16 protein-coding genes and 2 tRNA genes are annotated in these 17,337 nt (G+C 57.2%); 12 read left to right on the top strand and 6 right to left on the bottom strand.

What is annotated here, in order from left to right; translation table 11 throughout:
* Nucleotides 1-72 precede the first annotated feature (72 nt).
* Complete coding sequence (locus FJU08_RS00910) at nucleotides 73-1,200, top strand: ATP-dependent DNA helicase (RefSeq protein WP_141147093.1); 1,128 nt, start codon at nucleotides 73-75, stop codon at nucleotides 1,198-1,200.
* Between the two features lie 18 nt (nucleotides 1,201-1,218).
* Here the strand turns inward: FJU08_RS00910 and FJU08_RS00905 are convergent, their stop codons facing one another.
* Nucleotides 1,219-1,734 carry a DUF4405 domain-containing protein gene (locus FJU08_RS00905; protein ID WP_141147092.1) on the bottom strand — a complete coding sequence of 172 codons (516 nt, stop codon included), beginning with the start codon at nucleotides 1,732-1,734 and terminating at the stop codon, nucleotides 1,219-1,221.
* A gap of 376 nt (nucleotides 1,735-2,110) precedes the next feature.
* Between FJU08_RS00905 and FJU08_RS00900 the strand changes: the two genes are divergently transcribed.
* Nucleotides 2,111-2,863: a pyridoxine 5'-phosphate synthase gene (locus FJU08_RS00900; RefSeq protein WP_141147091.1), complete on the top strand. Its 753-nt coding sequence runs from the start codon at nucleotides 2,111-2,113 to the stop codon at nucleotides 2,861-2,863.
* Between the two features lie 36 nt (nucleotides 2,864-2,899).
* Here the strand turns inward: FJU08_RS00900 and FJU08_RS00895 are convergent, their stop codons facing one another.
* Nucleotides 2,900-3,781 carry an SDR family oxidoreductase gene (locus tag FJU08_RS00895; RefSeq protein WP_141147090.1) on the bottom strand — a complete coding sequence of 294 codons (882 nt, stop codon included), beginning with the start codon at nucleotides 3,779-3,781 and terminating at the stop codon, nucleotides 2,900-2,902.
* A gap of 150 nt (nucleotides 3,782-3,931) precedes the next feature.
* Here FJU08_RS00895 and FJU08_RS00890 point away from each other — a divergent pair, with 150 nt between their 5' ends.
* On the top strand, nucleotides 3,932-4,345 hold the full coding sequence (locus FJU08_RS00890) for a winged helix-turn-helix transcriptional regulator (protein ID WP_141147089.1): 414 nt from the start codon (nucleotides 3,932-3,934) through the stop codon (nucleotides 4,343-4,345).
* 48 nt (nucleotides 4,346-4,393) lie between these two features.
* Here FJU08_RS00890 and purD read toward each other — a convergent pair whose 3' ends face one another.
* Entirely contained in the window at nucleotides 4,394-5,674 is a 1,281-nt protein-coding gene (purD, locus tag FJU08_RS00885) for a phosphoribosylamine--glycine ligase (RefSeq protein WP_141147088.1), read from the bottom strand.
* Nucleotides 5,675-5,891: 217 nt separating this feature from the next.
* On the opposite strand from purD, the gene FJU08_RS00880 reads away from it, so the two are divergent.
* On the top strand, nucleotides 5,892-8,201 hold the full coding sequence (locus FJU08_RS00880) for a Tex family protein (RefSeq protein ID WP_141147087.1): 2,310 nt from the start codon (nucleotides 5,892-5,894) through the stop codon (nucleotides 8,199-8,201).
* 56 nt (nucleotides 8,202-8,257) lie between these two features.
* On the opposite strand, the gene FJU08_RS00875 is transcribed toward FJU08_RS00880, so the two are convergent.
* Nucleotides 8,258-9,148 carry a hypothetical protein gene (locus FJU08_RS00875; RefSeq protein ID WP_141147086.1) on the bottom strand — a complete coding sequence of 297 codons (891 nt, stop codon included), beginning with the start codon at nucleotides 9,146-9,148 and terminating at the stop codon, nucleotides 8,258-8,260.
* A 595-nt stretch (nucleotides 9,149-9,743) separates the two neighbouring features.
* A complete protein-coding gene (locus tag FJU08_RS00870; RefSeq protein ID WP_141147085.1) occupies nucleotides 9,744-10,001 on the bottom strand; it encodes a hypothetical protein in 258 nt (85 codons plus the stop codon).
* Between the two features lie 254 nt (nucleotides 10,002-10,255).
* On the opposite strand from FJU08_RS00870, the gene FJU08_RS00865 reads away from it, so the two are divergent.
* Nucleotides 10,256-10,879: a TetR/AcrR family transcriptional regulator gene (locus tag FJU08_RS00865; RefSeq protein WP_141147084.1), complete on the top strand. Its 624-nt coding sequence runs from the start codon at nucleotides 10,256-10,258 to the stop codon at nucleotides 10,877-10,879.
* Between the two features lie 49 nt (nucleotides 10,880-10,928).
* Entirely contained in the window at nucleotides 10,929-11,948 is a 1,020-nt protein-coding gene (gene ilvC / locus FJU08_RS00860; RefSeq protein ID WP_141147083.1) for a ketol-acid reductoisomerase, read from the top strand.
* 147 nt (nucleotides 11,949-12,095) lie between these two features.
* On the opposite strand, the gene FJU08_RS00855 is transcribed toward ilvC, so the two are convergent.
* On the bottom strand, nucleotides 12,096-12,854 hold the full coding sequence (locus FJU08_RS00855; RefSeq protein ID WP_141147082.1) for a hypothetical protein: 759 nt from the start codon (nucleotides 12,852-12,854) through the stop codon (nucleotides 12,096-12,098).
* A gap of 307 nt (nucleotides 12,855-13,161) precedes the next feature.
* On the opposite strand from FJU08_RS00855, the gene FJU08_RS00850 reads away from it, so the two are divergent.
* The 6 genes from FJU08_RS00850 (at nucleotide 13,162) to FJU08_RS00825 (ending at nucleotide 17,264) form a co-directional block, all read left to right on the top strand.
* Nucleotides 13,162-14,388, top strand: coding sequence for an aminotransferase-like domain-containing protein (locus tag FJU08_RS00850; RefSeq protein ID WP_141147081.1), 1,227 nt, complete (start codon nucleotides 13,162-13,164; stop codon nucleotides 14,386-14,388).
* Between the two features lie 163 nt (nucleotides 14,389-14,551).
* Nucleotides 14,552-15,307 carry an NUDIX hydrolase gene (locus tag FJU08_RS00845; protein WP_141147080.1) on the top strand — a complete coding sequence of 252 codons (756 nt, stop codon included), beginning with the start codon at nucleotides 14,552-14,554 and terminating at the stop codon, nucleotides 15,305-15,307.
* A 12-nt stretch (nucleotides 15,308-15,319) separates the two neighbouring features.
* Nucleotides 15,320-16,237: a PhzF family phenazine biosynthesis protein gene (locus FJU08_RS00840; RefSeq protein WP_141147079.1), complete on the top strand. Its 918-nt coding sequence runs from the start codon at nucleotides 15,320-15,322 to the stop codon at nucleotides 16,235-16,237.
* Nucleotides 16,238-16,376: 139 nt separating this feature from the next.
* Nucleotides 16,377-16,452 (top strand) — tRNA-Lys (locus tag FJU08_RS00835).
* A 170-nt stretch (nucleotides 16,453-16,622) separates the two neighbouring features.
* A tRNA-Lys gene (locus FJU08_RS00830) sits at nucleotides 16,623-16,698 on the top strand.
* 119 nt (nucleotides 16,699-16,817) lie between these two features.
* Nucleotides 16,818-17,264, top strand: coding sequence for a MarR family winged helix-turn-helix transcriptional regulator (locus tag FJU08_RS00825; protein WP_141147078.1), 447 nt, complete (start codon nucleotides 16,818-16,820; stop codon nucleotides 17,262-17,264).
* Nucleotides 17,265-17,337: the final 73 nt, after the last annotated feature.

Raw genomic sequence — 17,337 nt, 5'->3', positions numbered from 1 at the left:
GGCGGCGCGCAATCTTTTAAAGCCAGGCTATGGAGGCTTGCCTTTTTGGCCCGAATCCGGCCAATTCGCGCCATGGAGTTTTCACCGCAACAGGATGAAGCGCTCAAGGCCGTTTCGACATGGCTCAAAGAGGGGCGCAAACCGATCTTCCGTCTGTTCGGCTATGCCGGAACGGGCAAGACCACGCTTGCGCGGTATTTCGCCGAACATGTTGATGGCGAGGTACTGTTTGCCGCCTTCACCGGAAAAGCGGCGCAGGTTCTGCGCGCACGCGGCGCCAGCAATGCACGCACCATTCATTCGCTGATCTATCGCCCCAAGGGTGAGGAAATGATCGAGAATGAGGAGACCGGCAAGACCTCGGTTTCACCGATGTTTTCGATCAACCGGCAGAGCCCGCTCGCCAAGGCGGCCCTCATTGTCATCGACGAATGCTCGATGGTGGACGAGAAGCTTGGTCAGGATCTGATGAGTTTTGGCACGCCGGTTCTGGTGCTTGGCGATCCGGGCCAGTTGCCGCCGGTCTCAGGCGGCGGCTATTTCACCGAACAGGAGCCCGATTTCCTGCTCACGGAAATTCACCGCCAAGCCCGGGACAATCCAATTATCGATCTCGCCATGCGCGTGCGTAACGGCGAGGAGCTGAACTATGGTGATTTCGGCACGGCGCGGGTGATCTCGCGTCGCGAGGTGACGCAGGATCTGGTGCTGGACGCTGATCAGGTGCTGGTTGGCACCAATCGCACGCGCCGGCGCTATAATCAGCGTCTGCGTGAGTTGAAAGGCTTCACCCAGATCCATCCGCAGGCCGGTGACAAGCTGGTTTGTCTCAGGAATGATCCGGCCAAGGGCTTGCTGAATGGCTCGCTCTGGCAGGTGATGTCATCATCGCGAGAAACGGTGAAGCCGGGCATGAACCTGCTGGTCAAGCCTGACGACGATGATATCGACCGCGGTGCAGCCCGTATCAAGCTGCTGAAAGCAGCTTTTGAGGACAGTGAGACGGAAATTCCCTGGTCGACGAAGAAGCGCTACGACGATTTTGATTACGGCTATGCGCTGACGGTACACAAGGCGCAGGGCTCGCAGTGGAACAATGTCGTGCTATTCGATGAAAGCTGGGCCTTCCGCGATATGAGCGAACGCTGGCTTTACACCGCCGTCACCCGTGCTGCGGAAACGCTGACGATCGTGCGCTGAGCGGCCAGTCCGTCGCCATCAGTTCCCGATTTTCAGCAATGCGCCATAAACCTCGGTCGGCGATCTGGACGAATTCTTTGCGATTGACGCAATCGTATCATCGGGACCGGCAACAATAAAGCCTGCAGTCTGAAGGCCACGTGTCACATCGTCGTCCGACAGATCAAGCAGGGGTGCGACATCGCTGACCGGGGCTGTCTGGATCTTGCCAAGCAGCGCAAATTCAGGACGTCCACCGCCTTCACTCCCGCCATTTGAGGCGGCCACGCTGCCATAGGCATAATAAAGCCCGCCGGCCAGCGACACGATCAGCGCCAGTGCCATCGGCCAGTGTTTGAAATAATTGCTGAAGGGGCGCCAGTTTTTCCAGATATGCAGCATAAAGGGAATCAGCAGCACCATGCTGAGCCAGACATGCATGTTGTGAAACAGGCCCATCTGGACGTTGAAGAACAGCGCAACGCCTGAAATGGCCGATACAAGGAAAAGACCGGTGATAAAGGGGGTGGCATAGCGCGAAAATATTTTAGGCATCTCGGTGTTCCGTGAGAAGAGCGTTTCGTCCGCAAATTATCTGCGTTTGCGACCGATGTCTCGTGAATACTTGGTAAGATGTTACCGTAGTTTACTGATTGATAACTGAATGTTTCCTGCAATCATTCAATATTGACAGCTATAGATGTTTGTATTTTCCAGCAGTCTTCCAAATTGCGAATTGCCGCCTATGTTTGTCTATGGTGACAGATGACCCGTTTCAGGACGGCTTTTTCGATCAAAAAAGGCGGCGCTGAATAATGACAAACGCATGGTGGGTGATACCGTCATCAAAAAAAACGATTGGTGCTTGCCTACCTTTCCCCTAATGGTGTGCGCGCCAAATCACGGAATTTCATGAACGTCGGAGGCCCGCGTGCCTGCTAAATTATCGGTCAATCTCAATGCTATCGCCCAGCTTCGCAACCGCCGGAATCTTCCCTGGCCGAGCGTTGCCGGACTCGGCCTCATCGCCCTCCAATCCGGTGCGCACGGCCTTACCGTTCACCCGCGCCCGGACCAGCGCCATATCCGCTTTACCGATCTGCCTGTTCTGCGCAAATTGACGCACGAATTTGAAAGCAGAGCCGAATTCAATATTGAGGGTTATCCGACCGATCATTTTATCGGTCTGTGCTGCGCCAATGCGCCCGATCAGGTCACGCTGGTGCCAGATGATCCGGCCCAGGCAACCTCGGATCATGGCTGGCGCTTTGTTGAATCGCGTGACACGCTGTGCCGCGTGGTCGAAAAGCTGAAGAAGAAGGGCGCCCGTGTTTCGCTGTTCGCCGATGGCAATGCCTCGATGGCAGAATTGCGCGCGGCTGCCTCCACGGGCGCCGATCGGATCGAGCTTTACACAGGACCATACGGTGCCTGCTATGATGACCCTGCAAAGAAAAAGGAAATCGCCCTTGAACTGGGGCAGACGGCGATCATGGCGCATGAACTCGGGCTGGGCGTCAATGCCGGGCACGATCTGACCGTTGCCAACCTGCCGCTTCTGGCACGCCAGATCCCGCATCTGGCCGAGGTGTCGATTGGGCATGGATTGACCGCGGACGCACTGGAATTTGGCATGCGTGAAAGTGTGTTGCGGTTCCGCCGTGCCTGTGGCGAGCCGGTCTGAACCGGCCCGTCTGTTTCTTCTGTTTCGGGGCCGCGTTCAGAACGCGGCCTTGTTGCTTTCAAAGAAGGCCTTCAGGCTCTTTGGTTTGCGGCCAGTCAGTGTCTCGAAATCATCTGTCCTGATATCAAAGCCACCGGCGGCGATATTAGCGTCGGTCGAGACCAGCAGATCAACAATAAAGGCGGGCAGGCCGGACTTGCCGAGACCCTCGGCCAAAGCTTCGGTGGACACCGGCTGAACGGCGAGCGGTTTGCCGACAATTTCGGATGCAAGGTTGGCAATGTCGGGGATCGTCAGTGCTTCCGGCCCGGTCAGCGTGTAGGTGGCGCTCTCCGTGGTGTCTGCAGCGAGGGCAGCAGCAAGCGCTGCGGCGCAGTCTTCATGGGCAACAAGGTTCTGTTTGCCATCGCCCGCAGCGCTGACCCATGCGCCACTGGCAAAGGCATTGGGCAGGCTCATCAGCAGATTTTCCTGATACCAGGCATTCCGCAGGATCGTATAAGCAAGGCCGCTATCCTTGACCGCCTTTTCCGATCCCAGGTGCTCATGCGCAAAGCTGATTTTTGACGTTTCAGGCCCTGGCATGGACGTGTAGATGATATGGGAAACGCCGGCGGCTTTGGCAGCGGCGACGGCATTGCCGTGCTGGATGATGCGGTGGGCATCGGGGCCAAGCGTGTCGGTGGAAATGATGGCCAGTCGGTCAGCGCCTTCAAAGGCAGCATGAAGGGTTTCTGGCTTGTCAAAGTCGGCTGCGCGGATGGTAATGCCGCGTGCGGCGTAATCGCCGAGCTTGGATGGGTCGCGGGTCGTCGCAATGATGTTGGCAGGCGTCACGCCTGACGCAAGCAGCTGGTCCAGCACTTCCCGGCCGAGTTTGCCGGATGCACCAGTGACGAGGAGTTTCGTGTCGCTCATCTGAATTCTTCCCTTGTTTTGACGACAACCGGTTTATTTCCGATTGCTGGTCTCTTTTTGAGATCACTATTCAAATAGAGACTATGGCTTTTTTGTAAAGAAGGCACTATTTTGTAAGGCAGTCACAGCAAGGGAACCAGCATCAGATCCATGACCGATTCAACGCCAACCATTCGTCAGCGGCTGACCGCCTCGATCAATAGCGGCGCGCTGGAGAACTGTCCGATGCGCGATGTTCTCGCGCCGGTTTCGAGCAAATGGAGTTCCTTGCTGATCGTTGCTCTCAGCGAAGGGCCGATGCGGTTTTCACAATTGCGCCGTTTCGTTCCCGATATTTCGCAGCGTATGCTGACCAAAACGCTGAAGGATCTTGAACGCGACGGCTATCTCAGCCGCAGCGTTTATCCGACAAAGCCGCCGCGGGTCGACTATGCTCTGACCGCGCTCGGCTGGTCCTATCTTGAACCACTATCGGCGCTTATGGATTGGGCGGGCCACCACCATGAAGCGGTGAGGGCGGCCCGTGAGGCATTTGACAACAGTCCTGAAAATGAAATCGCCTGACGTTTGGCGCCAGGCGATTTCTGGGATTCAGTGATCGGCTGAACCAAATCAGCCGGGCTCGCCTTGTTCGCGGGCAACGGCGCGCCAGCCGATGTCGCGACGGCAGAAACCATCTTTCCAGTCGATATCCTCGATCATCTCATAGGCAGCCGTCTGCGCTTCGGTAACATTGTGGCCGAGTGCCGTGACGTTCAGAACGCGTCCGCCATTGGCAACCAGGCTGCCATCCCTGAACGCCGTACCTGCATGGAAAGTGCGGCCCGTTGCGGTATCGTCGGGCAGGGAAGCGATGACGCTGCCCTTCTTGTACGATCCAGGATAGCCGTTGGTGGCCATGACGACGGTCAGCGCCGTATCATTTGCCCATTCGGCTGACACTTTGTCCAGCGTGCCATTGCTGGATGCTTCCAGCAGGTCCAGCAGATCGCTTTTCAGCCGCATCATCAACACCTGGCATTCCGGATCGCCGAAACGGGCATTGTATTCGATAAGCTGTGGACCGGTGTCGGTGATCATCAGGCCGGCATAAAGAACGCCTGAAAAGGGATGGCCGAGTTCGGCCATGCCGGCGATCGTCGGCTCGATGATCTCCTTCATCGTCCGTTCGATCATCGCCTCGCTCATCACCGGTGCTGGCGAATAGGCCCCCATGCCGCCGGTATTGGGGCCGAGATCACCATCGCCGACGGCCTTGTGATCCTGAGCGGTCGCGAGTGCGAGCGCGTGTTTGCCATCGGAAAGGCAGAAGAAGCTGGCTTCTTCGCCGATCAGAAATTCCTCAATCACCACTTCCGCTCCGGCAGCGCCGAACGTGCCTGCGAAGCAGTCATCAATGGCGTCAAGCGCTTCCTTTTTGGTCTTGGCAACCGTAACGCCCTTGCCGGCGGCAAGGCCGTCGGCCTTGACCACGATCGGCGCGCCGATCTCCTCCAGGTAGATCCGTGCGGCTTGTGCATCGGTGAAACGACGATAGGCGCCGGTCGGGATGTTGAAGCGGGCGCAGAGATCCTTGGTGAAGCCCTTCGATCCTTCCAGCTGTGCCGCCGCCCGGCTTGGGCCGAAGACGGCGATATTCTCCGCTTTCAGGTCGTCGGCGAGACCGGCGACCAGTGGCGCCTCGGGGCCGACAACAACCAGATCGATGGCATGCTCGCGGCAGAAAGCAATGATGGCGGCGTGATCTTCAACATCCAGCGCGACGCAGGTCGCGTGGCGGGCAATGCCGGGATTACCGGGCGCGGCGTAAAGCGTCTCAAGCCGCGGGGACTGCGCCAGTTTCCAGGCCAGCGCGTGCTCGCGCCCGCCCGAGCCGATCAGAAGGACATTCATCGTGATGCGTCTCCAGTGGTCCGTCTCGGCCGTTGGGGTAAGCAGAGCCAGCGCAAAGGTCAAGCGCCAAAGCGGGGCGTCATGGTGGCAATATTGTGGATCGGCACTTTTTTCGGCCTAGATGGCCATTGTTTCGTCTGGTCCTGCGGCTAAATCTCGTCATTTATGGCGCATGATTCCGGCTTTGCCGGGAAATTCAGGAAGAGGGATGGCCGCAATGCCCGCTCAAAACAACGATCTCGCACATATCATCGCAGCGGAAGTGAAAGCCCGGCCCGAACAGGCCGCCGCCGCAATCACGCTTCTCGATGAAGGCGCGACCGTTCCTTTCATCGCGCGCTATCGCAAGGAAGTGACCGGCGGGCTCGATGACGGACAGCTGCGACTTCTGGCCGAGCGGCTGACCTATCTGCGCGAATTGCAGGCGCGGCGGCAGACCATCGTTGAATCCATCACCGGCCAGGGCAAGATGACCGATGAGCTAATGCGGCGCATTGAAACGGTTGCCACCAAGGCAGAGCTGGAGGATCTTTATCTTCCCTACAAGCCGAAGCGCCGCACCCGGGCCCAGATTGCGCGTGAAAACGGTCTGCAGCCACTGGCTGACGCCATTTTTGCCGACCGGACGGCTGATCCGGAAGTGTTGGCCAAGGCCTATGTCAGTGAAAACGTCGCCGACAGCCGGGCCGCACTGGATGGTGCGCGCGATATCCTGGCAGAGCAGTTTTCCGAAGACGCCGCCCTCATTGGTGCCTTGCGGCGATATATGCGCGACAATGCGTTTGTCTACGCCACCGTCGTAACCGGCAAGGAGGAGGCCGGCGCGAAATTTTCCGACTATTTCGCCCATTCAGAGCGCTTCGCCACGGCAGCGGGGCACCGTATCCTTGCCATGCTGCGCGGCTGGAATGAGGAAGTGCTGACGATTGCGATTGAAGCGGATCGCGATGACCTGTCACCGGTCAAGCCGGCGCAGAAGATGATCGCGCGGCATTATGATATCGCCAGCCGCGGCCTTGCCGATGAATGGCTGATGGGCGTTGCCGGCTGGTCCTGGCGGGTGAAGCTGTCGACCTCGCTGTCACTTGATCTGATGCGGGAAATGCGCGAGCGCGCCGAAGATGAGGCGATCCAGGTCTTTGCCCGCAATCTGAAGGATTTGCTTCTGGCGGCTCCTGCCGGATCACGCGTGACGCTTGGCCTTGATCCGGGTATCCGTACCGGCGTGAAGGTTGCCTGTGTCGATGGAACCGGGAAGCTGCTGGATACCGCAACGATTTATCCATTCCAGCCGAAGAATGATGTCACAGGTGCGAGAGCCGTGCTGAAGGCGCTGATCGCCCGGCACAAGGTCGACCTTATTGCCATTGGAAACGGCACGGCCAGCCGTGAAACCGAAAAGCTGGTGATGGATCTGATGCGTGAAATCCCTGATCCGAAGCCGATGAAGGTCATCGTCTCGGAGGCAGGGGCTTCGGTCTATTCGGCGTCCGAGACGGCGGCGAAGGAATTCCCCGAGCTCGATGTGTCACTGCGTGGCGCGGTTTCCATTGCCCGGCGGCTGCAGGATCCGCTGGCCGAACTGGTGAAGATCGAACCGAAATCCATCGGCGTTGGCCAGTATCAGCATGATGTCGACCAGATGAAGCTGTCGCGTTCGCTCGACGCCGTGGTTGAGGATGCGGTGAACGGTGTCGGGGTCGATCTCAACACCGCGTCAGCACCGCTTCTGGCGCGGGTGTCCGGCCTGGGCGCCTCGCTTGCAGAGTCGATCGTGGTACACCGCGATGTCAATGGTGCGTTCAGGAGCCGCAAGGAACTGCTGAAGGTCTCGCGACTTGGGCCGCGCGCCTTTGAACAATGTGCCGGCTTTCTTCGGATTCGCGATGGCGCCGAGCCGCTGGATGCCTCGTCTGTTCACCCGGAAGCCTATGGTGTCGCCAAAAAAATCATCGCCGCCTGCGGCCGCGATCTGCGTCAGCTGATGGGCGACAGTGCCACGCTGAAGGGCCTTGACCCGCGCCAGTTTGTCGATGAGCGTTTCGGCTTGCCGACGGTGCGCGATATTCTGGTTGAGCTGGAAAAGCCCGGACGCGATCCGCGCCCGGAATTCAAGACCGCCAGCTTTGCCGAAGGCATTGACGAAATCTCCGACCTGAAGCCCGGCATGATGCTGGAAGGCACGGTGACCAATGTCGCCGCTTTCGGCGCCTTCGTCGATATCGGCGTGCATCAGGACGGGCTGGTGCATGTCTCGGCGCTGGCCGACCGCTTCGTCAAGGATCCGCATGAGGTGGTCAAGGCCGGAGATGTGGTCAAGGTTCGGGTGCTTGATGTGGATGTGAAACGAAAGCGCATCAGCCTGTCGATGAAGAAGAATGATGATGCCGCCGCTTCAGGGATGCGCGCATCCCGGCCGGATGGTGGCAACCGCAATCGCAATAATGGCCAAGGCGGACGCCGCCAGGAGGAAAGCGGGCAGGGCGCCTTCGGCGCGGCACTGGCCGCAGCCATGCGCAAGAAGTGATTGCGGCTTGAGCGGGACCGGCAAGAAACATGCCGCCTCGCTTCCGCGCGGGCATCTCAGCCTGCAGATTGCCTGCGGGTGTTCACTTTTCCCGTGGTGATCTGAGCCAGAACGATCCGGTATGCTGCGTAGATGACGGTCATGAAGCCGAGAAACAGCCAGGCTTTTATCACCACAAAGCTCGCGTAGACCAACACGGTTAACTGTGGGTTTGGTGCTTGCGAGACGTCACCAAGGCCCACACTGCCGGCCAGCCAGAAAGCCAGGCTTCCAAGCGCAAGGAACAGCGGTATTGAAATCTTATAAAGGGCAACGACGCCCAGCCCGGTGATTGCCATTGGCAGGCCGAAACCGCGCCCGAATTGACAATACCAGACATAGAAATCCTTCGGCCGCATATTGAGCAGATAGGCAATTTTTCGATCCGTTGCGATGGCCGGCAGAATGAGCGCCAGCCGCAGGCCGAGCGGCGCAAGCAGCATGTAGACAAGCAAAGCCAGCACCGAAAAGACATAGCCATATGGGCCGGTCGCGGTTTCGATATCGAGATGGTTTCCAGCGCTGATGCACGCAAAAGCGAATGCGCGATGAATAGAATAGACGCCAAACAAAGGCAGCCAGACGAGAAATTCACGCAGACCAAAACGATGCGCAAACCAGCCGGGTGCTTTCGCTTGCAGCAGGCAGCGATACCAGGCAACAGCAACGGAAGCTGCAAGCAGAAGATAGGCGACGGAGAGGATCTTGAATACCATCAGGGAAATCTGCAGGCGGTTCGCGATGGCGTTGGCAAGGGCATTGTCCGCCGTCACAATGGCAAGAAATTCATATTGCAGCACACCAAGCACGGCAAAAGGCCATAACAGTCGGACCGCGCTCGCCATGTTTGCCGTGAACAGGTGCAAGCTATTTTTGAAAACCAGCGTCAGCCGCGATCTGAAAGTCATCAATCAGGAGATCCCGTTTCATATATTGAAGTCCGGAAATACCTGTATAGATTGAAATTCGCCAATATAATCACGTTAGAGAACAGGAAAGAAATACTGGCGTCAGAACGAACCCGTAATACGGCACCTGCAAACTTGCTCCGCTCAATTCGGCAACGCAAGCCAATGGCAACGGGCGCAACATTCCGCCATTCGAAATCACGAATGAGATAAAGTCTGTTTCCGTAGAGGAAAGTGAAACCGCATGCGGGGATTCGCGACGTAGTGGCAGCAAGTCGCCGGAATACGAAAAATGGCCGGGATTGTACCCGGCCATCAGACTGTTGACAAAGTCATTCAGCTTCTCTGTTCTGAGGAGATAATCCCCCCCTCCGTCGTCATCCCCGTGCTTGTCACGGGGATCCAGATTCATAAGGCATTGAATAGACCAGTCCTTTCGCCGCGCGGACGCGCGTCGGCTGGATGCCTGTGGACCAAGCACAGGCATGATTTTAGAGAGGGGATAGAGTTTGCCAGCAGTCAGAAATGGCCGGGTCATGCCCGGCCATCTGTTTAGTTTCGGTCGTCAAGTTTCAGTCGCACTGAAACACGTCTATCATTTGCTTCCGGCAAACCGGCCCACATGGTGGAGATTGCCATCAGGGGCGACCATATAGATATCAGTGTAGGACTTGCCGTTGCGGTCCTGGCCGTTCTGATGCACGACCGAGCCGACAACAGCGTCTTCCGGCGCGCTCACGCCAGGAAGCTGGTCCTCCAGATTGAGTTGAACCGGCTGTAGCGCAAGAGCAGGGGAAGCCAGAAGCGGCAAAACGGCCGCCAGCATGGCGACCTTTTTCATTGTGTTTTTCATGATGACACCTAAACGAATCATCCGTTAATTAATCGGTTGATCAATATCTGGGCTTTCACCTGTCATTTTTCAAGTGATTTGACGTTTACGCAGTGTTCTCAATTTCCCCATCGGCATCAAATCAAGGTGATTTGCGCCTTCGCGGCTTAAACTCTTGCCATTCCTCTGATCACGATTTCCGTCTTGACCTCCGACAGGTTTTGCTGCAAAAGATCGGTACCGTACCGTACAGTACCAATTGCGGAGAGCATGCCTTGATTGAAGATCGCCACGCAGAACTGCGTTTCACCCCGCGCCAGCAGGCCGTGCTGGAGCAGGCGTTGCATCTGCTTGTCGAGGGCGGCGAAAAGGCGGTGACGACAGCGGGAATTGCGCGTGCTGCCAGTTGCTCCAAGGAAAGCCTCTATAAATGGTTCGGGGATCGCGAAGGTCTGCTTTCAGCAATGATTGCCTATCAGGCCAGCAAGGTCCGCACTTTCGAAAGCGCCGGCCACCGGCTGTCGGCAACTGAACTGAAGGATCATCTGCGTGCATTCGCGGTTGACCTGCTTGCGGTTCTGGCTGGCGATGTCTCACTTGCGCTGAACCGGCTGGCGATTGGCCGGGCAGGGCGGGATGGCGTGAAGCTCGGCCCCATGCTTTTGTCACGCGGGCGTGCTCAGATTGACCAGCGGGCACGCGCGCTTCTGGAGGACGGCCGCCGTTCGGGGCTTCTGGTCTTTGATGACGGTGATGACGCCTATCGCGTCTTTTACGGCCTGATTGTCGGTGACTGGCATGTGCGCATGCTGCTTGGCGACCGGTTGGAGCCGAAGGATTTTGCCGAGCGTGCCAGCAAGGCGGTAGACCGCTTCTGGGCGCTTTTTGCAACGGAATGACCGCTTTTCGCGGTTTTGGAAATAACGACAGGCAAGGGAAGGAAAAAACATGCGTGTCTATTACGATCAGGACGCTGATATCAATCTCGTCAATGGCCGCAAGGTCGCCATCATCGGCTACGGCTCGCAGGGCCGCGCCCATGCGCTGAACCTGAAGGACAGCGGCGCCAAGAATGTCGCCATCGCGCTGCGACCCGGCTCGGCCACTGCCAAAAAGGCGGAAGCCGATGGCTTTGAAGTCAAGACCGTTGCCGAGGCTGCGGCCTGGGCCGATCTGATGATGATGGCAACGCCGGACGAGCTTCAGGGCGCCATCTACAAGGACGAAATCGCGCCTTATATCCGTGACGGCGCTGCTATTGCCTTCGCCCATGGCCTGAATGTTCATTTCGGCCTGATCGAGCCGAAGGCTTCTGTGGATGTCATCATGATCGCACCGAAGGGCCCCGGCCACACGGTTCGCGGCGAATATCAGCGCGGCGGCGGCGTTCCCTGCCTCGTAGCCGTTCATCAGGATGCTTCGGGCAATGCGCTTGACGTCGCGCTCTCCTACGCCTCCGGCGTTGGCGGCGGTCGCGCCGGCATCATCGAAACCACATTCAAGGAAGAATGCGAAACCGACCTGTTCGGTGAGCAGGCTGTTCTGTGCGGCGGTCTGGTCGAGCTGATCCGCGCCGGCTTCGAAACCCTGGTCGAGGGCGGTTATGCGCCGGAAATGGCCTATTTCGAATGCCTGCACGAAGTGAAGCTGATTGTCGACCTGATTTATGAAGGCGGCATCGCCAACATGAATTACTCGATCTCCAACACGGCTGAGTGGGGCGAATATGTCACCGGTCCGCGCATCATCACGGAGGAAACCAAGGCCGAGATGAAGCGCGTTCTGAAGGACATTCAGACTGGCAAGTTCACCTCCGAATGGATGCAGGAATGGCATTCGGGTGCCGCCCGCTTCAAGGGTATCCGCCGCAATAATGACGCGCATCAGATCGAAGAAGTCGGTGAAAAACTGCGCGGCATGATGCCGTGGATCAAGAAGGGCGCCCTGGTCGACAAGGCTCGCAACTGATCCTGACCGCCATTGCGGCAACTTTACAGGGATCGGGCGGTGAACGCCCGGTCCTTTTCATTTGCCGCTTCTGGCAGCAAGCGTCGTCGAAAAGCAAGCCCGCATGCAATGGCTGGCAAAGGCGCTGAACGCCGCCCGGACGCGACGCTAAAGCTTGCGGAAAGCCTCGGAAAGGGCTGTGGGGTCATAGCCCGTCGCCGGACTGAACCCCAGCAATGTGTCGGGCTTCACCCAGGCATCCATGACAAAGGCGTTGATGAAACACGCCGCACGCGTGGCCCCGCTCGCTCTGCAGGATGACGTGCTTGCATCCGGAAACTTGATGGTAATTGTGCCCTCTGTCGCCGATTTGAGGCTGAGGTGCCCATTGGCAACGGCGGTGTTATCGAAAGTCAGGGTCTCCTTTGATGCCAGAACGGGATCCACGAGGAGAACGAGCTTGTATCTTGCCCCGCTGCGCAGTTCATCAACATGCCAGAGCCGGTACCTGTCTTCCCCCATATCAACATAAGCTTCCGCCATGGCCGAATAGACCCTGTTGTTGTTGACCCGGATCGCATCATCCACGGCGTAGGAGATATTATTGCTCACCGCCCCGGAAATATCCGCAGTGACCGAAGGTTTCAGTCCTCCGGTCTGCCCGCCAAGGGCCACACTGAACCCCCGGACACTGCTGGCCCGATATGATGCCGGTGCGGCATAGGGTTCGGCCCCCAGCCGCGCCATGCTGTGAAGATCGACCAATGTATTCTGTGCATTATCCCACAAGAAAATCTTTCCGGGCGCGAGCGCTCCCGAATTCCGATACCCCAGACTGGTTTGAACATAATCGAGATCAACGATGGCAGACTTCGTGCAGCCAACAAGAAAAATCAGTAAAACAGCCGACAAAGAAAATTTATTCATTTCCCTCTCCTGAATAAATCTCACCTAAAGCTGTTAGCAGATTTGTATTCGAGACTGAATAGTCCGTTTTCATCCAATCCGGTTCGAATTTTCATCGTTTTCTCGCGATGCAGATGATTGCGACCTTATCCTGTCCCGATGGGGCGCCTTTCGTAAAAATTGCGACACAGGCATTGATGGCGACGCAAAATTACCGAGAGCGAAAAGAAAAATCATTTTTATTGCCAAAAAATAGGTCAGCATTATTGACTTAAAACGGGTCATGTGGTTTTTAGGCGCTACTTAAAAAAGACTTGAGGAAACGCCCATGCTTGACTGGGAAAAGATCTACGCTTCGCGTGCCAAACGGATGGGCGCGTCGGAAATTCGTGAACTGCTGAAACTCCTCGAGCAGCCTGACATCATTTCGTTTGCCGGCGGGATCCCCGATCCCGCGCTGTTTCCGGCTGATGCCTTTCAGGCTGCCTATTCCGACATCCTGTCGGGACCGGAAGCCGGTGTGGCGCTTCAGTATTCGGTCAGCGAAGGCTATCCGCGCCTGCGCGAATGGATCGTAAAGCGCATGCAGGCGCGCGGCATCGAATGCACAATCGACAATATCTTCATCACATCGGGCTCCCAGCAGGGGCTTGATTATCTTGGCAAGATGTTCCTGTCGCCGGGCGACACCGCGTTGGTGACCTGGCCGACCTATCTTGGCGCGCTTCAGGCATTCAATGCCTATGAACCGCGCTACGAGAAGCTCGACATCAAGGGCAATACGACGCCGCAGGCCTATGCTGCCGATGCCCAGATGAATGGGTCAAAGGTCAAATTTGCCTATCTTTCGGCAGATTTCGCTAACCCGACCGGCGAGTCCCTGACGCTTGAAGAGCGTGAACGGCTTCTCGATCTGGCCGAGGAACTTGATGTTGCCGTGATCGAAGACGCTGCCTATCGCGCACTTCGCTATGATGGCGAGCGGCAGAAGACGCTTCTGACGATCGACTGCGAACGCAGTGGCGGTATCGAAAACACCCGTACGCTCTACTGTGGCAGCTTTTCCAAAACCCTGTCGCCAGGCCTTCGCGTTGGCTGGGTCTGTGCGGCAAAGCCGATCATCCGGCGCCTGGTTCTGGCCAAGCAGGCCGCCGACCTGCATTCACCGACCATCAATCAGATGGCGATTGCCCGCGTTGCCGAAAGCTATTTCAATCAGCAGGCGGAAAAAGTCGGCAGGGTTTACAAGGAGCGGCGTGACGCCATGCTCGCCTCACTTGCCAAACATATGCCTGCCGGTGTCGAATGGACCCGTCCTGAAGGCGGCATGTTTGTCTGGATTACACTGCCGGAGGATTTGGATGCGGCCGCGCTGTTGCAGCTTTCACTGAAAACGGCCAAGGTAGCCTTCGTGCCAGGCCAGGCCTTCTATGCTGATGGCTCGGGCGCCAATCACATGCGGTTGAGCTTTTCCTGCGCCACTCCGGCCCTGATCGACGAGGGTATCAGCAGGCTTGGCGCCTTGCTGCGCAGTCAGCTTGCGGCTGCCGCCTGACATATCTCGAAATTTAGACAGCCATGAAACCCGCCGCATTGCCGGCGGGTTTTTGTTTAAGAAGGTGCAGCAGACGGCCAACCGCGGCGATGGCCTTGTTTGCACGCGCGCAACGTGGTTCTCTCGCGCCAATCGTGATTTGCTGGCAGATGGGGAAGGGAAGATGAACGCTTCGGCTACATTCCAATTCGATGACTGGCCCGACGAAGGGGTTGCGTTTGCACTTTCCGGGCTGGAAATCACGGTTGATCCTGGCGAAAACCCACTGAAAATCAAGAACAGTGCCGCGATTGAAGCCAATTGGGAGCGGGAGAAGGCAGAAAACCCGCATCTTTTCAACGGCTCTCTGCTGAACCTGCATGCAGCAACCCTTGAGGCCGGACGCATTGCCGCACGTGCTTATGTCATTCCCTATGCCTATCACCTCTGGTGGCGACGGCAGACGCCACGCCCTGCAAGTCTTCACACCTTTGCCATGGCGATGATGATTTCCGGTGAGGGGGATGTCATTGCCATCCGCATGAGCCAGACCACGGCCAATCCGGGCAAGGTCTATTGTGCATCAGGATCGCTTGAACCTGAGGATATCATTGACGGCAAGGTTGATATCGAGGCCAATATGCGGCGCGAAGTCGGGGAGGAGACTGGACTTGATCTCGCTGATTTCGAGGCTGGCGACACACTCTATTGCGCGCGCGATAATGCATGCCTGATGTTTTATCGTTTCTTTCGCTCGCCCCTTTCGACTGAAGCGATCATAGCCAAAATCCACGCCCATATGCAGGTGGATGAGGAAAAGGAAATTGATGGTGTCATCGCGATCAACCGCGACAACCGTTTCTCCTTTAACTATGCTCATTCGATGCCGCCGGCACTTGCGCTATATTTCGATCAAAAGACGACCGGGCTGGCGGATTAGGAGGAACACCCCATGGCGCTGGATTTTGCGATTTATGACGTTTTTACGGATCATTCCCTTGCCGGGAATCCGCTTGCCGTGGTTTTTGATGCCGATCCGCTTTCTGACGAGGCCATGGCAACCATCGCACGGCAGTTCAATCTCTCCGAAACGATCTTTTTCAAAGCCAGTGAAAACCGTTCCCAGACGGCAACAGCGCGGATTTTCACCCCAGGCGGAGAGCTTCCCTTTGCCGGTCATCCGACCGTCGGCGGTGCCATAGCGCTTGCCGAGCGCAACGCTGAAGGCGAGGTAGCCGTCGATATGGTTTCGGTACTGGCCGAAAGGGTAGGTCCCGTGCGATGCGCAGTGAAATTGCGGCCCGGCAAGCCAAGCTTTGCCGAGTTTGACCTGCCACAGCTATCACGCCAGGCGCGGGAGACGCTTGATCGGGCAAAACTTGCGGAAATGCTGGGGCTGGAGCCGGCCATGATCGGTTTTGAGAATCACGTGCCGACACTCTGGACAGCAGGGGTCCCATTCATCTGTATTCCCGTGGCAAGCCTTCATGCCATGGAGATGATTGATTTCGATTCGAGGCTCTGGAAGTCGCTCGCGCCGCTTGTCGATGGCAGGTTGGCCTCTCCCTATATCTATACACGGGGTGGCGTCCGGCATGATTCAAGCTTTCACGCGCGTATGTTCAGCGGTGACATGGGGATATCCGAGGACCCGGCAACAGGTTCAGCGGCTGCGGCCTTTTCCGGTGCCATCCACCAGTTCGACCAACTGGGCGACGGACATCACGCTGTTCTGATCGAGCAGGGCATGGAAATGGGGCGGCCGTCCTATATCCACCTCCATATCGACGTCGAATCGTCTGCTATCTCTGGCGCAAGGATTGGCGGTTATGCAGTGTGCACGATGCGCGGAAGCTTCCTCGCTGCCTGACGGCCAGGGGCGCATATGGGGGATTTTCCCGGCGTTTCCGGGTCCGGTGAAAAAACGCGTAAAAAAACCGTCACAGGTGCTTGCTAATTTCGATAATCCTCTTTATACGGCCTTTCAACGACGCGAAAACGTCGTTTCCGGGTGATTAGCTCAGTTGGTAGAGCAGCTGACTCTTAATCAGCGGGTCCACGGTTCGAGCCCGTGATCACCCACCAAATTTTCTTGAAAATCAAGAGTTTGAAGAACGACGCTGTGGCGTCGTTTTTTCGTTTTCCATCTCAATTGTGAAAGTTCCGGCTTTTTTTGCATTGCGTTATCAACGGTGCTTGCCAAAGCGGAGAATCGTCTTTATAGCCGCTGTCAACGACACGTAAGTGTCGCCTCCGGGTGATTAGCTCAGTTGGTAGAGCAGCTGACTCTTAATCAGCGGGTCCACGGTTCGAGCCCGTGATCACCCACCATTTCTTGTCTTCGCAGTTTCTTGAATCCATTTGATGCCGACAGCATGGTTGCGTGTGATCTGCTGTTGCCAAAGCCAGTTATTCAGCTAAACTGATCATCTTAGCTGAAGAGTTTCCCAATGCCATCCGCACCACAATCTGCCCGCGATGATGATCCGGCCCACCTTTCCATGGCGCTTCAGGCCGCCATGCGTCAGATCCGGCGGCGTCTGCGCGATGAGGTTGATCGTGGTGGACTGACGCCGTCGCAAACCAGCGTGATCGTGCGGCTTGACCGCGAGGGTGCGGCAACGATGAGCGAACTGGCCCGGGCAGAAGGGATCACTGCCCAGTCGATGAGTGCTGTTATTGCCAAATTAAACGATCAGGGCTTTCTTGACCGGCGTGCAGACCCCGAAGATGGCCGTCAGCAGCTGTTGTCGCTTTCGGCCAAGGCTGCGTCCTGGCTGGGGCAGGATCGCGCCCGACGCGAAAGCTGGCTTGCCACAGTGCTGGCGGAACGCTTCTCAGACAAGGAGCGCCAGCAGCTTGTTGACGCCATTCGACTGCTTGAACGGATCACCTGAATGGCCGTGAATTTTTCTGGAGACGGGTCATGATCATCGGATTGTCCCGCTGGCTTTGGCGACGGGAAAACGC

It is taken from the genome of Martelella alba (assembly GCF_006516955.1).
Taxonomy (GTDB): domain Bacteria; phylum Pseudomonadota; class Alphaproteobacteria; order Rhizobiales; family Rhizobiaceae; genus Martelella; species Martelella alba.
Note: the sequence above shows the minus strand (reverse complement) of the source record. Positions and strands in the feature narration are given on the sequence as shown.

What these genes read in the sequence shown, in the direction of transcription:
- FJU08_RS00895 (WP_141147090.1), bottom strand. Translation starts at nt 3,781, where the DNA reads ATGAGCGACACGAAACTCCTCGTCACTGGTGCATCCGGCAAACTCGGC.
- FJU08_RS00855 (WP_141147082.1), bottom strand. Translation starts at nt 12,854, where the DNA reads ATGAATAAATTTTCTTTGTCGGCTGTTTTACTGATTTTTCTTGTTGGC.
- FJU08_RS00890 (WP_141147089.1), top strand. Translation starts at nt 3,932, where the DNA reads ATGACCGATTCAACGCCAACCATTCGTCAGCGGCTGACCGCCTCGATC.
- FJU08_RS00825 (WP_141147078.1), top strand. Translation starts at nt 16,818, where the DNA reads ATGCCATCCGCACCACAATCTGCCCGCGATGATGATCCGGCCCACCTT.
- FJU08_RS00905 (WP_141147092.1), bottom strand. Translation starts at nt 1,734, where the DNA reads ATGCCTAAAATATTTTCGCGCTATGCCACCCCCTTTATCACCGGTCTT.
- FJU08_RS00875 (WP_141147086.1), bottom strand. Translation starts at nt 9,148, where the DNA reads ATGACTTTCAGATCGCGGCTGACGCTGGTTTTCAAAAATAGCTTGCAC.
- purD (WP_141147088.1), bottom strand. Translation starts at nt 5,674, where the DNA reads ATGAATGTCCTTCTGATCGGCTCGGGCGGGCGCGAGCACGCGCTGGCC.
- FJU08_RS00880 (WP_141147087.1), top strand. Translation starts at nt 5,892, where the DNA reads ATGCCCGCTCAAAACAACGATCTCGCACATATCATCGCAGCGGAAGTG.
- FJU08_RS00910 (WP_141147093.1), top strand. Translation starts at nt 73, where the DNA reads ATGGAGTTTTCACCGCAACAGGATGAAGCGCTCAAGGCCGTTTCGACA.
- ilvC (WP_141147083.1), top strand. Translation starts at nt 10,929, where the DNA reads ATGCGTGTCTATTACGATCAGGACGCTGATATCAATCTCGTCAATGGC.
- FJU08_RS00850 (WP_141147081.1), top strand. Translation starts at nt 13,162, where the DNA reads ATGCTTGACTGGGAAAAGATCTACGCTTCGCGTGCCAAACGGATGGGC.
- FJU08_RS00845 (WP_141147080.1), top strand. Translation starts at nt 14,552, where the DNA reads ATGAACGCTTCGGCTACATTCCAATTCGATGACTGGCCCGACGAAGGG.
- FJU08_RS00870 (WP_141147085.1), bottom strand. Translation starts at nt 10,001, where the DNA reads ATGAAAAACACAATGAAAAAGGTCGCCATGCTGGCGGCCGTTTTGCCG.
- FJU08_RS00840 (WP_141147079.1), top strand. Translation starts at nt 15,320, where the DNA reads ATGGCGCTGGATTTTGCGATTTATGACGTTTTTACGGATCATTCCCTT.